Source organism: Mycolicibacterium sp. HS_4_1, from assembly GCF_054515875.1.
The window spans coordinates 3,946,040-3,959,617 of record NZ_CM137261.1; the positions used below are offsets into that span (position 1 = coordinate 3,946,040).

The window sequence follows — 13,578 nt, forward strand, 5'->3', positions numbered from 1 at the left end:
CTACCGCCTGATGTACGCGCGCAGCGTGGCGTACGCGGTGATGCCGGACATACCAAGCCCCAACAACAGCATCCACGGCGCGCAGAAGACGAGGACGTCGGCGTAGTCGACCTTGGCGATCAACCCGGCTTGATAGAACTGGTTGAGCACATCCTCGAGGAACATCGCGCGCACGATGATCAACCCGATCACGGCGAGCACCACACCGATCAGTGCGGCGAGCAAGGCTTCGACGAAGAATGGCAACTGCGTGTACCAACGCGAGGCGCCGACCAGCCTCATGATGCTGATCTCGGTGCTACGGGTACGCGCGGCGATCAGCACGGTGTTGGCGATCAACAGGGTCGCAGCGATGGCTTGGACCAGCGCCACAGCGAAGGCCGTTGCGCTGATGCCATCGAGAATGCCGAACAGGCGGTCCACCAACTCCTTCTGGTCGGTCACCTGGCGCACACCGGGTCGGCCGCGCAGCGCGTCTTCAAATCCCTTGTGCTGCTCCGGATTGTCGAGCTTGACGACGAACGAGGCCGGGAACGCCTTCTTGCTGGCGTAATCCTTGAACGCCGGAATGCGGCGGACCGCGTCGTCGTACGCCTGGTCCCGGTTCATGTACCGGACCGACTTGACGTCCTTGCGGTCGTCGATCAGCTTGCGCAGCGACTTGCACGGGTCGGCTTCGCAGTTGGGGTCGTTGGAGGAGACGTCGTCGGTCAGGAAGACCTGGCTCTCCACGCGGTCCAGATAGATCTGCTTGGACTGGTCGGCCAGGCGCACGATCAACAGGCCACCACCGAACAGACCGATGGAGATGGCGGTCGTCAGGATCATGGCAACCGTCATGGTGACGTTGCGACGAAATCCGGTCAGGACTTCATTGACAAGAAAGCCGAAGCGCACTTAGCGATCCATTCCGTAGACGCCGCTCTGCTCATCACGGATGAGGCGGCCGAGTTCGAGTTCGATGACGCGCTGACGCATCGAGTCGACGATGTGATGGTCGTGAGTGGCCATCACGACCGTCGTACCGGTGCGGTTGATCCGCTCCAGCAGGTCCATGATGTCGTTGCTCGTCTCGGGATCCAAGTTGCCGGTGGGTTCGTCGGCCAGCAGCACCAGCGGCCGGTTGACGAAGGCGCGCGCGATCGCGACGCGCTGCTGCTCGCCACCGGACAGCTCACCGGGCAGCCGGTTGGCCTTGCCCGACAGGCCCACCATCTCCAGCACGTCGGGCACGATGCGGTTGATGGTGTCCGGGCGCTTGCCGATCACCTCGAGCGCGAACGCCACGTTCTCGAACACCGTCTTCTGCTGCAGCAGCCGGAAATCCTGGAACACGCAGCCGAGCACCTGGCGCAGGCTCGGGATGTGCCGGCTGGGCAACTTGTTGACGTGGAACTTCGAGACACGGATGTCACCTGAGGTCGGCACCTCGGCACCGAGCAGCAGGCGCATGAACGTCGACTTGCCGGAACCGGACGGACCGATGAGGAAGACGAACTCACCCTTGTCAATCTTGAGCGACACGTTGTCCAGGGCTGGGCGTGCCGAAGACTTGTAGTTCTTGCTCACGTGGTCGAGGGTGATCATCACGGCACGCCAGTGTAGTCGGAGGCTGAGGTGTGACGGGTGAGGCTGAAGCTGCTAGCTCGCCGCCGGTGCCGCACCGGGCGAAATGACGGTGGTCGTGACCGGGCCGTCGGGCGGCGCTGCAGCCGGGAGCGGGCCGGGCGGCGGCGCGGGCGCCGGGGCCGGCGGCGGCGGCGGGGCCAGGCCGGGCAGCACCGGCAGCGTGACCGGCGGCAGGATGCCGGGCGCGGGCGTGATGACGGTCGTGGTGGGCGGCGCTGATGTGCTCGATGTGGTCGTGCTCGGCGTGGTCGTCGTCGTGGTCGTCTCGGTTGTGTCGGTGGTGGTCTCCGTCGGCGTCGGCCGGTATGTCGTCCTCGGGCGCGGGTTCACATCGGTACGCGGCACCCAGGTGTACTCGGGGTTGGGCACGAAGCCCGGCGGCACCACTGCGGGCGGCGGTGTCGGCGGTGGCGGCGGCGGCGCATAGGTCTGATGCAGCCAGTACGCCACGAAGAAGGCCACGACCAGGCCGGCCGTCGACGTCCGGACCCGCCCCAGGATGTACGTGGGCCAGGCGCGGTCGGCACGTTTGGCCGCGATGCGGGACAACGCATTCATCGTGGCCCGTCCCCCGGCCCCTGAGTCTTGTCTTCCGCGCCGCCGACCGTGGCGGGATGCACCATGGCTTCCACCTCAGGCTTGTGTTCGGCAGGACTCTCGATGCCGAGTCGGCCCAGCCCGGCGACGACCATGACGCGCAGCCGACGGCCGACCTCAAACTGCTTGCCGGGCAGCGTCCGCGCCACCATCCGCAGGTTCACGGTGTCCAGTTCGATGCTCTCCACACCCATCAGCTGGGGCTTGTCCAGGAGCAACGCCCGCAGCTTCAGGTCCTCCATTGCGCGCTCGCACACCCGGTTCAGCACGTCGTTGACCTTGCCCAGATCGGCAGTCGTGGGCACCGGAATGTCTACCACCGCGCGGGCCCAGTCCTTGGACAGGTTGACGGTCTTGGCGATCTGCCCGTTCGGGATCGTGTAGACCTCGCCGTCGCTGGAGCGCAGCTTGGTGACGCGCAACGTGACGTCTTCGACGGTGCCTTCCGCCGGCACGGTGATACCGCTGACGGTCAGTGCGACGAGGTCACCGAAGCCGTACTGCTTCTCGGTGATGATGAAGAACCCGGCCAGCAGGTCCTGCACGATGCGCTGCGCACCGAAGCCCAGCGCGGCACCCAACACCGCTGCCGGGGCGACCAGCGAGCCGATGGGTATCCCGAGGATTTCGGTGATGTCGACCAACACGACCACCGACACCAGCGCGATGGTCACCCACGAGATCACCGAGGCGACGGCCTGTCGGTGCTTGGTGGTCTCCGACCGGACCAGCGCGTCGCTCTCCTCGAAACGCGCGTCGATGCGGGAGGTGATCCGGTGCGTCAGCCAGCCGACGAACCGCGAGATCAGCATCGCCGCGATGACGAGCATGACGATCCGCAGCCCGCGAGTGATGATCCACCCGCCGATAGAGCCTCGCCAGAAGTCGTGCCACTGCGCGGCCCACCAACCGAATGACTCCGGTTGGCTCGCGGCGATCAGAGCGAAATTAGTCATCGTCTTTTCGGTTGCGCCAGCGGATGCCGGCCTCCAGGAAGCCGTCGATATCGCCGTCGAGCACCGCGGCCGGGTTGCCGACCTCGAACTCGGTGCGCAGGTCCTTCACCATCTGGTAGGGATGCAGCACGTACGAGCGCATCTGGTTGCCCCAGGAGCTGCCGCCGTCTCCCTTGAGGGCGTCCATCTCGGCCCGCTCTTCCTGACGTTTGCGTTCCAGCAGCTTGGCGCTCAGCACTCGCATCGCGGAAACCTTGTTCTGCAGCTGCGATTTTTCGTTCTGACAGGTCACCACGATGCCCGTCGGGATGTGCGTCAGCCGGACCGCCGAGTCGGTGGTGTTGACGGACTGACCACCCGGACCGCTGGACCGGTAGACATCCACGCGCACATCTCCTTCGGGGATGTCGATGGAATCGGCGGTCTCGACGACCGGCAGGACCTCGACGTCGGCGAACGACGTCTGACGGCGGCTCTGGTTGTCGAACGGGCTGATGCGCACGAGTCGGTGGGTGCCCTGCTCGACCGACAGCGTTCCGTACGCGAACGGCGTGTGCACCGCGAAGGTCGCGCTCTTGATGCCCGCCTCCTCTGCGTACGACGTGTCGAAGACCTCGACCGGATACCCGTGCTTCTCGGCCCAGCGGATGTACATGCGCATCAACATCTCGGCCCAGTCGGCAGCGTCCACGCCACCGGCGCCGGAGCGGATGGTGACGACAGCTTCCCGCTCGTCGTATTCCCCCGAGAGCAGCGTTCGAACCTCGAGCGCCTCGATGTCCTCGCGCAGCTTGGCCAATTCGGCGTCGGCGTCGGCGATGGCGTCGGTCCTGGCCGCGCCCTCTTCTTCCTCGGCCAGCTCGTAGAGCACCGGCAGGTCCTCGATGCGTCCGCGCAGCTCCTCGACCCGGCGCAGCTCGCCCTGCGCGTGCGACAGACTGCTGGTCACCTTCTGGGCGTTCGCCTGGTCGTCCCACAGCTTGGGGTCGGACGCCTCATCTTCGAGCTTGGCGATTCGCGCGCGCAGACCCTCGACGTCGAGCACCCGCTCCACAGTGGTCAGAGTGCTGTCGAGGGCGGCAATGTCGGCTTGACGGTCGAGGTCCACAAAAGATGAGGGTACCGACCAGTGAGACGGACTTTCACATTGCGAGCCCTGATCGCATGGACCGGTTTAGCATCGCCGTGTAACCCGCTCGGCCGCGTCGCGACAGCCCCTTGCGCGCACTGAGCAGAACAAGAAGGCAAACCATACGTATGCGCCCTTACCATGTGGCGGTTGTCGGATCCGGCCCGTCAGGGTTTTTCGCTGCCGCGTCACTGTTGAAATTCGCCGATGCCAAGGCCGCCGCCTCCGAGGCCGATTCAGAACAACCGATCGACGTGCGCATCGACATGCTCGAAATGCTGCCCACCCCGTGGGGACTGGTGCGCTCGGGCGTGGCTCCAGACCATCCGAAGATCAAGACGGTGACGGCGCAGTTCGACAAGGTCGCCGACGATCCGCGTTTCCGCTTCTTCGGCAACGTCACCGTGGGTGAGCACGTGCAGGCCGCAGAGCTTGCCGAGCGGTACGACGCCGTTATCTACGCCGTCGGCGCCCAGTCGGACCGACCGCTCGGCATCCCCGGCGAGGAACTGGACGGCAGCGTGGCCGCCGTCGACTTCGTCGGTTGGTACAACGCGCATCCGCATTTTGCGGGCATGAATCCCGATGTCACGCAGGACCGGGCCGTGGTGGTCGGCAACGGCAACGTGGCCCTGGACGTGGCCCGCATCCTGGTCAGCGATCCGGGCGAACTCGCGAACACCGACATCGCCGACCACGCGTTGACGGCCTTGGGCGCCCGCGGCGTCCGCGAGGTCGTGATCATCGGACGGCGCGGCCCACTGCAGGCTCCGTTCACGACCCTGGAGCTGCGTGAGCTCGGTGACCTGGCGGCCATGGCCGATGTCGACGTGATCGTCGATCCGGCTGATGTCGACGGCATCACCGACGCGGAACTGGAAGCCGCGAGCAAGACCGTGCGGCAGAACATCAAGATCTTGCGTGGCTACGCCGAACGCGGTGCGCTGGGGCGCCGGCGCCGGATTGTCTTCAAGTTCCAGACTTCCCCGATCGAGATCAAGGGCACCAAGCGAGTCGAGTCAATCGTGTTGGGCCACAACGAGTTGGTCGACGACGGCGGCCGGATCATCGCCAAGGACAGCGGCCACCGCGAGGAACTGCCGGCCCAGCTGGTAGTGCGGGCGGTAGGTTATCGCGGCGTCCCGACCGAAGGCCTGCCGTTCGACGAGCGCGCCGCGACCATCCCGCACACCGAGGGCCGGGTCGAGGGCAGCCGCAACGAGTACGTCGTCGGCTGGATCAAGCGCGGGCCGTCGGGCGTCATCGGCAGCAACAAGAAGGACTCGCAGGACACCGTCAACACCCTGATCGAGGACATCTGCGGCGCCGAGGTGGCCGATTTCGGGACGACCCACAGCGAGGACCTGGAGGCCTGGTTCCTGTCCCGGCAGCCGGCACTGGTCACCAATGACCACTGGCGCCTCATCGACGCGCACGAGCGGTCCGCCGGCGAGGGCAACCGGCCGCGCGTGAAGCTGACCGATGTCGCAGCGATGTTGCGGGTGGCGCACGGCTGAGGGCCGTGCGCTTCCTCGGCGTCGGTCGTACCTCCGCTCAGTGAGCTGGGCGCAGTATGCCCTGGACCGCGAACGTCGTGAGGTTGCCGCCCGAATTGAGCAGCGATGAGGTGGCCGTCGTTCCCGACAGAACGCCAGAGCTCAAGGAACCAACGCCGGCCTGAAGGCCGTTGGCGTTGATCGCGGCAATCCCTTCGAGTCCACCGATGTTGTGGGTGGCGAAGTGCTGCGCGAAGCCAGCCTCACCGTTCAACGCGCTACCCAGCACGTCGAGCGGGTTGGTGTCAGCTGATGCGATGCCGGCCGGCGCCGCGAGCATAAGGCCGCAGCCCGTCAGCCCCATCACGAGTACTTTCACGGTCCTGCGGTACGACGAGAGCTGAGACTTGGCCATGCGCGTTCGGGTCCCCTTCTTATGGAAAAACTCTGGCTGACGATCAATGCCGAGCGATGCCATCCGAGGGATCAGCAAGCTCGATGCGATAGCTAGCTATTCGCATAGTGAATCTATTAGCACAGGGAAACCCGAGAATTAGCCCATTCGCTGGAAATTGCAGAGAGTGCTGAGCAAACTTCCAGACGACTTGGGAGAGAACAGCCGAGGGACTACGGCTGCGAGGCGCGCGGCGCGAAGTTCCAGTTGTCGGGGTTCTTGGGCGAGTAGATGACGGGCACCAGCTGACCCACGGCGGGCCAATTGGCCACGTCGATCGCGATGCGGCCGTACACCTCATGCTCATTCACGCTGGGGCCGTTGATGACTCCGGCGACGGTGACGTACTGCTCCCCCGCGGCATCGGGCCGTGGACTGACGCCGGTGATCAGCAGCGTCCCGCTTTCCCCGCTACGCGTACGCCGCAGCCATGGAACGGCCAGCAGCACGAGCGCTCCGAGCAAGACAATGAGCACGACGAATTCCCACACGTACTCATGGTAGGACTGCACCCATGAGTACCCAGCAAGTAGCGAAGGCGGATTGCGCATGAGCAATGTCGCAGACGACCTCACTCTCGCCCTGAGATTGGCCGACGAGGCCGATGCCGTGACGCTGGACCGCTTCGGCGCGCTGGATCTGCGAATCGAGACCAAGCCGGATCTGACGCCGGTGACCGATGCCGACCAGTCCGTGGAACGGGTGCTGCGGGAGACCTTGTCCACAGCGCGGCCGGACGACGCGCTGCTGGGTGAAGAATACGGTGGCACAGCGGTTTTCGCCGGGCGGCAATGGGTGATCGACCCCATCGACGGCACCAAGAACTTCGTCCGCGGGGTCCCGGTGTGGGCGACGCTGATCGCCCTGCTGGAGGACGGCGTGCCGGTCGTCGGCGTCGTCAGCGCCCCGGCCCTCGGCCGCCGCTGGTGGGCCGGCACCGGACAAGGCGCCTTCAGCTCATTCGGCGGACAGACCCGGCGCATCTCGGTATCGGGTGTCGACGCACTGGACGCGGCAAGTCTGTCCTATTCGGATCTGACCACCGGCTGGGAGGACCGCCGCGACGCGTTCGTCGCGCTGACCGACGCGGTGTGGCGGGTGCGGGCCTACGGCGACTTCTGGTCGTACTGCCTGCTGGCCGAAGGTGCGGTCGACATCGCCGTCGAACCGGAGGTCAAGCTGTGGGATCTGGCAGCGCTGGACGTCGTCGTGCGGGAAGCCGGCGGGTCGTTCACCAACTTGGCCGGCGCCGCCGGGCCACATGGCGGCAGCGCCGTCGCGACGAACGGCTTGCTGCACGAAAAGGTGCTCGCCACCCTGTCCTGATCCCGGGAATCCGCCGCCGAAAACCCGCGCTCAGCGCGGGTTTTCGGGCATCTGCCTCACGGCCCGCAAATGTGAAGTTGATAACACGAGCGTCGTACCTTACTCCGGAGTAAGATACGGTCATAACGCACTGCCCCAACGACGCGAGGCTGTCGAAATGACCAACACCCTTCCCCAGAACGGCACAGCTGCCGGTTCCTCCCAGCGCCCCGCGCGCAAGGGCCCGGAGAGCGCCATCGGCCTGCAACGGCACAAGCGGACAGCGACCGACATCGGTCTGGCGCTGATCACTCCTTTTGTCGGCCAGGAATTCCTCGACAAGTACAACCTGCGCGACCCGATGAATCGCGGCCTGAAGTACGGCATCAAGACGGCGTTCTCCACCGCCGGTGCCGCGGGCCGGACGTTCAAGCGCATTCCCGGAATCAATGGCGCCCCGACGCGCCTGAAGCCGGGCGGTTCGGATTACTTCGACCTGACTCCGGACGAAGACCAGCAAATGATCGTCGAGACCGTTCGCGAGTTCTCCGAGGAGATCCTGCGGCCGGCCGCACACGACGCCGACGCGGCCGCGGCCTACCCTGCGGACCTGATCGCCAAGTCCGCCGAGCTCGGCATCACCGCGATCAACGTGCCCGAGGAGTTCGACGGCATCGCCGCCTCCCAGAGCACCGTCACCACGGCATTGGTCGCCGAGGCGCTGGCCTACGGCGACATGGGCCTGGCCCTGCCGATCCTGGCGCCCGGCGGCGTGGCGTCGGCGCTGACCCGCTGGGGCAGCGCGGGCCAGCAGGCCACCTACCTGCCGTCGTTCGCCGGCGAGAACGTGCCGCAGGCATGTGTGGCCATCGCCGAGCCGCACGCACTGTTCGACCCGACCGCGCTGCGGACCACCGCGATCCGGACCCCCGGCGGTTACCGCCTCAACGGCGTCAAGTCGCTGGTTCCGGCCGCCGCCGACGCCGAGCTGTTCATCATCGGCGCGCAGCTCGACGGCAAGCCCGCGCTGTTCATCGTCGAGTCCAGCTCCGAGGGCCTGTCGATCACGGCCGACCCGAGCATGGGCATCCGCGCCGCGGCGCTGGGCAAGATCGAGCTGAACAACGTCGCGGTGCCGCTGGCCAACCGCCTCGGCGAGGACGAGGCCACCGACAACGACTACTCCGAGGCCATCGCGCTGTCCCGATTGGGTTGGGCCGCATTGGCAGTCGGCACGTCGCACGCGGTGCTCGACTACGTGGTGCCCTACGTCAAGGAGCGCGAGGCCTTCGGTGAGCCCATCGCGCACCGCCAGTCGGTGGCGTTCATGTGCGCCAACATCGCCATCGAACTCGACGGCCTGCGGCTGATCGTCTGGCGCGGCGCGTCCCGTGCCGAGCAGGGCATGACGTTCCTGCGCGAGGGCGCCCTGGCGAAGCGGTTCGCCACCGACAAGGGCATGCAGATCGGCCTCGACGGCGTGCAGCTGCTCGGTGGCCACGGCTACACCAAGGAACACCCGGTCGAGCGCTGGTACCGCGACCTGCGGGCCGTCGGCGTCGCCGAGGGTGTCGTCATCCTGTAGACCGGCCCCTCATCCTCAATCTTCCAACTCTCCCGAAAGACCAATCATGGCAATCAATTTGGAACTGCCCCGCAAGCTGAAGGCAGTCGCGGAAAAGGGTCACCAGGGCGCCGCCGAGATGCTCCGCCCCATCTCCCGCAAGTACGACCTGGCCGAGCACGCCTACCCGGCTGAGCTGGACACCCTGGCCAGCCTGTTCGAAGGCATCCAGGAGTCCAACGCCGTCTCCATCGCCGGCGCCGGGTTCTCGGCCGCCGAGTCCAAGAGCAAACACGCAAATACCAACGGCGCCAACATGTCTGCGCTGCTGAATGCGCTCGAGGTGAGCTGGGGCGACGTCGCCCTGCTGCTGACCGTGCCCTACCAGGGCCTGGGCAACGCCGCCATCTCCGCGGTCGCCACCAAGGAGCAGCTGTCCAAGTGGGGCAAGGTGTGGGCCGCCATGGCCATCACCGAACCCAGCTTCGGTTCCGACTCCGCGGCGGTCACGACCACCGCCGTGCTCGATGGCGACGAGTACGTCCTCAACGGCGAGAAGATCTTCGTCACCGCCGGCTCGCGCGCCACGCACATCGTGGTGTGGGCGACGGTCGACAAGTCGCTCGGTCGGGCTGCCATCAAGTCGTTCGTCGTGCCGCGTGAGCACCCGGGTGTCATCGTCGAGCGGCTGGAGCACAAGCTCGGCATCAAGGCGTCCGACACCGCCGTCATCCGATTCGACAACTGCCGGATCCCGAAGGACTACCTCCTCGGTGATCCGGAGGTCAAGGTGGACAAGGGCTTTGGCGGGGTCATGGAGACCTTCGACAACACCCGCCCGATGGTGGCCGCCATGGCCATCGGCGTGGGCCGCGCCGCCCTGGAGGAGCTGCGGGCGATCCTGACCGACGCGGGCATCGAGGTCTCGTACGACAAGCCGGCCCACGCGCAGAGCGCCCCGGCCGCCGAGTTCCTGCGGATGGAGTCCGACTGGGAAGCCGCGTACCTGCTGTCGCTGCGCGCTGCCTGGCAGGCCGACAACAAGGTCCCGAACTCCAAGGAAGCGTCCATGAGCAAGGCGAAGGCCGGGCGCATGGGCACCGACGTCACCCTCAAGGCTGTCGAATTGGCCGGCACCACCGGCTATTCCGAGACCACCCTGCTGGAGAAGTGGGCCCGCGATTCGAAGATTCTCGACATCTTCGAAGGCACGCAGCAGATTCAGCAGCTCGTGGTGGCACGACGTCTGCTGGGCCTGTCGTCGGCACAGCTCAAGTGACCGGAGCGCCGTCGCGCGCGCGGTAGGTGCTCACCGGCACAAGCGAACAGGCCCCGGGATTGCTCCCGGGGCCTGTTCGCTGTTGAGGTGACGGTTACGACGACGCGTTGGCGCCCAGCACGCGCTGCAGGTCAGGCTTCATGGCCTGCAGCTGCTGGCCCCAGTAGCCCCAGTCGTGGGTGCCGCTGTCGGGGAAGTTGAACACCGCGTTGTTGCCGCCCGCGGCCAGGTAGTTGTCCTGGAAGGTGCGGTTGGTCCGGATGGTCAGGCCCTCGAGGAACTTGGCCGGCACGTTGTCGCCACCGAGCTCGCTGGGGTTGCCGTTACCGCAGTAGACCCACAGGCGGGTGTTGTTGGCGACCAGCTTGCCGATGTTGACCATCGGGTCGTTGCGCTGCCAGGCGTTGTTCGGGTCGCCCGTCGAGCCCCACATGTCGTCGGCCTTGTAACCACCGGCGTCACCCATCGAGACGTTGATCAGGAAGGGCCACCAGCCCTCGGACGGGTTGAGGAAGCCCGACATCGAGCCGGCGTAGATGAACTGCTCGGGATGCCAGATGGCGAGGGTCATCGCCGACGAACCCGCCATCGACAGCCCGACTGCCGCCATTCCGGTCGGCTTGACCTCGCGGTTGGCCTGCAGCCACTGCGGCAGCTCCTGGGTCAGGAAGGTCTCCCACTTGTAGGTCGAGCAGCCGGACTTGCCGCAGGCCGGCTTGTACCAGTCGCTGTAGAAGCTGGACTGGCCACCGACGGGCATGACGATCGACAGCCCGGAGTTGTAGTACCACTCGAAGGCGGCAGTGTTGATGTCCCAGCCGTTGTAGTCGTCCTGGGCGCGCAGACCGTCGAGCAGGTACACCGCGGGCGACCCGTTACCACCGCTCTGGAACTGGATCTTGATGTCGCGTCCCATCGCCGGCGACGGGACCTGGAGGTATTCGACCGGCAGGCCGGGACGCGAGAACGCGCTTGCGGTGGCTGTCTGGCCGGCAAGTCCGATGAGACCCGGGAGCAGGACGGCGGCCGAGACGGCGCCGGCGATCCTGCGTGCCAGGCGGCCGCGAATCTTGTCAACGAACATTCACAATCCCATTTCAGTATCAGGTACCGGGTATCGTGCCCACTCGGCGCGATCAGACGGCGCTGGTGGCACGGCCGCGATTTCTCGCAGCCGTGTGCGGCGGGCTCAGCCTGGTACGGGAACTGAACGCACCGATGGATTCAGTTGTCTGTGGGCAGTAAAACACGCATGCGACATGCCGAGGAACCCCCGAATCGCGCTTGAGACCAGGTTGTTGCGGACTTCCTACCGTTCAGCTATCACCTTGCCTTCGCGGTACGCGGTGTTCATCCGGCCGTAGGCTGCCGTTTGTGACGAGCGATCGGAACTACGTCGACGAGCTGCCGGACACCCGATCGGGCAACCGGCTGGGCATCGATGACTGGCTCGCGGCGGGGTACGCGATCCTCGCCGAGGAAGGGTTGAAGGCCCTGAAGATCGACCGATTGTGCACTCGGTTGGGGGTCACCAAGGGCAGCTTCTACTGGCATTTCGACAACATTGCCGCCTACCGGACGGCTCTCATTCAGGGCTGGAGCGAGCTCCGCGATGCGGACCGCAGCCAGATCGAGGAGATCGATGCGCTGGCACCACGGGACCGACTGGTCCGGATGATGAATTCGCTGGTCAGCCCGAGGCACTGGACGCTGGAACGCGCGATGCGGGAATGGGCTCGCTCCGACCAGGCCGTCGCCGAGAGTGTGCGCGCCGCGGACCGCCGCATCCTCGCGGCGGTCCGACGCGCCTTCGAGGACTACGGCTTCGACGCCGACGAGGCCGAGCTGCGGGCCGACGCCACGTTCGCCGTCGGCATCGGATTCCTGCACCTCGCCGGCGACGCACCGCATCCGCGTCTGGCGGCGCGCAGTGCGCGGTTTCTCGATCTGATGCTCGCGACCTGACTTCCATACTAAAAGGTATGGTACGGTCCGGCGCATGTTGAGTACGCAGACCGGCATCACCGATGGATTCGTAACCACACTCGGCGAACGTGCCGCCGAGGCAGAAAGACTCCGCCGCCTTCCCGACGACACCGTGCGCGACCTGATCGCTTCCGGATTCACCGAGCTCTTGGTACCTGCCCGCTATGGCGGGCAGCAGGCACCGTTCTCCGCCATCCTCGATCCGGTCCGCCGTCTCGCCCATGGCTGCACCTCGAGTGCCTGGACCATCGGATTCCTCACCCTGCACAACTGGATGCTGGCGCTGTTCGGCGAGCAGGCCCAGCAGGAGGCCTTCGACAGCCGGCCGTTCCTCGCACCGGCACCGCTGGCCCCGACCGGTCGCGGACTGCCCGTCGACGGCGGCATCCGCCTTTCCGGACGCTGGTCCTGGGCCACCGGAGTCATGCACGGCAACTGGATCATCGTCGCGGCACTCTGCGGCCCCGATGACGGCATCTACCCGGCCCTCGCCCTGCTGCCTATCGGCGACGTCACCGTCGACGACGTCTGGCACACCGACGGCATGCGGGCCACGGGGTCCAACGACGCCATCGCGACCGATGTCTTCGTGCCTGAGCACCGTCTGGTCAAGGTGACCGACATCTATGCCGGCACCGCTCCCGGCGCAGGACTCCACGACAGCGCCACCTACCGCTGGCCGATGGTGCCCGCCCTGGCACTACTGGCGGCGATGCCGGCCCTCGGCAGCGCCGAGCGGGTCACCGAGATCTATGCGCAACGACTCGCCGAGCGGGTGCTCCCCTACGAGGGTGTCATGCAGAAGGACAAGCCAATTGCCCAGGCGCACTTGGCCGGAGCGCACGTGCGCTTGCGATCACTGCGCGGCCTGCTCGCAGACACCGTCGATGAGATCGAGGAGATCGTCATAACCGGTGATTCCGTCGAGAAGCCTGTCCGTGCGCAGGCCCGATTGGCCGCCGCCCACATCGTCGCCGAATCGCGCGCGGTGATCGGCGATCTCGTGGGTGCCGGCGGCGCCAGCATCCACTTCCTGTCCAGCCCGATGCAACGGTACAAGCGTGACGTCGACGTACTGGCCGGTCACGTCGTGTTCGACTACGACACCAGCCGGGAGCTGGCCGGCGCACTCGCACTCGGAATGAAGATTCCCCGCACCTCCATGGTGTGACCGCTCCGCCGA

Annotated in this window: 14 protein-coding genes; 6 read left to right on the forward strand and 8 right to left on the reverse strand. The window is 66.3% G+C overall.

Annotation, left to right across the window (positions count from 1 at the left end):
• Genes ftsX through prfB form a run of 5 tightly spaced genes read right to left on the reverse strand, consistent with a single transcriptional unit; the run spans window position 1 to window position 4,290 of the window.
• Window positions 1–897, reverse strand: coding sequence for a permease-like cell division protein FtsX (ftsX, locus tag ACX12F_RS19035; RefSeq protein ID WP_138231512.1), 897 nt, complete (start codon window positions 895–897; stop codon window positions 1–3).
• Entirely contained in the window at window positions 898–1,587 is a 690-nt protein-coding gene (gene ftsE / locus ACX12F_RS19040; RefSeq protein WP_020102687.1) for a cell division ATP-binding protein FtsE, read from the reverse strand. It lies immediately after the preceding gene.
• Between the two features lie 54 nt (window positions 1,588–1,641).
• Window positions 1,642–2,187, reverse strand: coding sequence for an Rv3103c family proline-rich protein (locus ACX12F_RS19045; RefSeq protein WP_459366048.1), 546 nt, complete (start codon window positions 2,185–2,187; stop codon window positions 1,642–1,644).
• Window positions 2,184–3,182, reverse strand: a complete 999-nt coding sequence (locus ACX12F_RS19050) for a mechanosensitive ion channel family protein (protein WP_459366049.1) — start codon at window positions 3,180–3,182, stop codon at window positions 2,184–2,186. Before ACX12F_RS19050 ends, ACX12F_RS19045 begins: the two co-directional genes overlap by 4 nt.
• Window positions 3,175–4,290: a peptide chain release factor 2 gene (gene prfB / locus ACX12F_RS19055; protein WP_459366050.1), complete on the reverse strand. Its 1,116-nt coding sequence runs from the start codon at window positions 4,288–4,290 to the stop codon at window positions 3,175–3,177. The genes ACX12F_RS19050 and prfB overlap by 8 nt, the downstream gene beginning before the upstream one ends.
• A gap of 149 nt (window positions 4,291–4,439) precedes the next feature.
• Here prfB and ACX12F_RS19060 point away from each other — a divergent pair, with 149 nt between their 5' ends.
• Window positions 4,440–5,828: an FAD-dependent oxidoreductase gene (locus ACX12F_RS19060; RefSeq protein ID WP_459366051.1), complete on the forward strand. Its 1,389-nt coding sequence runs from the start codon at window positions 4,440–4,442 to the stop codon at window positions 5,826–5,828.
• A gap of 37 nt (window positions 5,829–5,865) precedes the next feature.
• Here ACX12F_RS19060 and ACX12F_RS19065 read toward each other — a convergent pair whose 3' ends face one another.
• Window positions 5,866–6,285: a hypothetical protein gene (locus ACX12F_RS19065; protein ID WP_459366052.1), complete on the reverse strand. Its 420-nt coding sequence runs from the start codon at window positions 6,283–6,285 to the stop codon at window positions 5,866–5,868.
• A gap of 149 nt (window positions 6,286–6,434) precedes the next feature.
• Entirely contained in the window at window positions 6,435–6,752 is a 318-nt protein-coding gene (locus tag ACX12F_RS19070; RefSeq protein WP_459366053.1) for a hypothetical protein, read from the reverse strand.
• Window positions 6,753–6,810: 58 nt separating this feature from the next.
• On the opposite strand from ACX12F_RS19070, the gene hisN reads away from it, so the two are divergent.
• The 3 genes from hisN to ACX12F_RS19085 all read left to right on the forward strand — a co-directional run bounded on the left by hisN (window position 6,811) and on the right by ACX12F_RS19085 (window position 10,409).
• Window positions 6,811–7,587: a histidinol-phosphatase gene (hisN, locus tag ACX12F_RS19075; protein WP_459366054.1), complete on the forward strand. Its 777-nt coding sequence runs from the start codon at window positions 6,811–6,813 to the stop codon at window positions 7,585–7,587.
• 157 nt (window positions 7,588–7,744) lie between these two features.
• Window positions 7,745–9,151, forward strand: a complete 1,407-nt coding sequence (locus ACX12F_RS19080) for an acyl-CoA dehydrogenase family protein (protein WP_459366055.1) — start codon at window positions 7,745–7,747, stop codon at window positions 9,149–9,151.
• A 46-nt stretch (window positions 9,152–9,197) separates the two neighbouring features.
• Window positions 9,198–10,409, forward strand: coding sequence for an acyl-CoA dehydrogenase family protein (locus tag ACX12F_RS19085; RefSeq protein ID WP_459366056.1), 1,212 nt, complete (start codon window positions 9,198–9,200; stop codon window positions 10,407–10,409).
• Between the two features lie 94 nt (window positions 10,410–10,503).
• Here the strand turns inward: ACX12F_RS19085 and ACX12F_RS19090 are convergent, their stop codons facing one another.
• Entirely contained in the window at window positions 10,504–11,493 is a 990-nt protein-coding gene (locus ACX12F_RS19090) for an esterase family protein (RefSeq protein ID WP_459366057.1), read from the reverse strand.
• A 290-nt stretch (window positions 11,494–11,783) separates the two neighbouring features.
• On the opposite strand from ACX12F_RS19090, the gene ACX12F_RS19095 reads away from it, so the two are divergent.
• Together ACX12F_RS19095 and ACX12F_RS19100 are read left to right on the forward strand one after the other, a co-directional pair.
• Window positions 11,784–12,374, forward strand: coding sequence for a TetR/AcrR family transcriptional regulator (locus ACX12F_RS19095; RefSeq protein WP_459366058.1), 591 nt, complete (start codon window positions 11,784–11,786; stop codon window positions 12,372–12,374).
• A 34-nt stretch (window positions 12,375–12,408) separates the two neighbouring features.
• Window positions 12,409–13,566 (forward strand): acyl-CoA dehydrogenase family protein, encoded by a 1,158-nt coding sequence (locus ACX12F_RS19100; protein WP_459366059.1) that lies wholly within the window; start codon window positions 12,409–12,411, stop codon window positions 13,564–13,566.
• Window positions 13,567–13,578: the final 12 nt, after the last annotated feature.

What these genes read in the sequence shown, in the direction of transcription:
- ACX12F_RS19060 (WP_459366051.1), top strand. Translation starts at nt 4,440, where the DNA reads ATGCGCCCTTACCATGTGGCGGTTGTCGGATCCGGCCCGTCAGGGTTT.
- hisN (WP_459366054.1), top strand. Translation starts at nt 6,811, where the DNA reads ATGAGCAATGTCGCAGACGACCTCACTCTCGCCCTGAGATTGGCCGAC.
- ftsE (WP_020102687.1), bottom strand. Translation starts at nt 1,587, where the DNA reads ATGATCACCCTCGACCACGTGAGCAAGAACTACAAGTCTTCGGCACGC.
- ACX12F_RS19080 (WP_459366055.1), top strand. Translation starts at nt 7,745, where the DNA reads ATGACCAACACCCTTCCCCAGAACGGCACAGCTGCCGGTTCCTCCCAG.
- ACX12F_RS19090 (WP_459366057.1), bottom strand. Translation starts at nt 11,493, where the DNA reads ATGTTCGTTGACAAGATTCGCGGCCGCCTGGCACGCAGGATCGCCGGC.
- ACX12F_RS19045 (WP_459366048.1), bottom strand. Translation starts at nt 2,187, where the DNA reads ATGAATGCGTTGTCCCGCATCGCGGCCAAACGTGCCGACCGCGCCTGG.
- ACX12F_RS19050 (WP_459366049.1), bottom strand. Translation starts at nt 3,182, where the DNA reads ATGACTAATTTCGCTCTGATCGCCGCGAGCCAACCGGAGTCATTCGGT.
- ACX12F_RS19065 (WP_459366052.1), bottom strand. Translation starts at nt 6,285, where the DNA reads ATGGCATCGCTCGGCATTGATCGTCAGCCAGAGTTTTTCCATAAGAAG.
- ACX12F_RS19100 (WP_459366059.1), top strand. Translation starts at nt 12,409, where the DNA reads ATGTTGAGTACGCAGACCGGCATCACCGATGGATTCGTAACCACACTC.
- ACX12F_RS19085 (WP_459366056.1), top strand. Translation starts at nt 9,198, where the DNA reads ATGGCAATCAATTTGGAACTGCCCCGCAAGCTGAAGGCAGTCGCGGAA.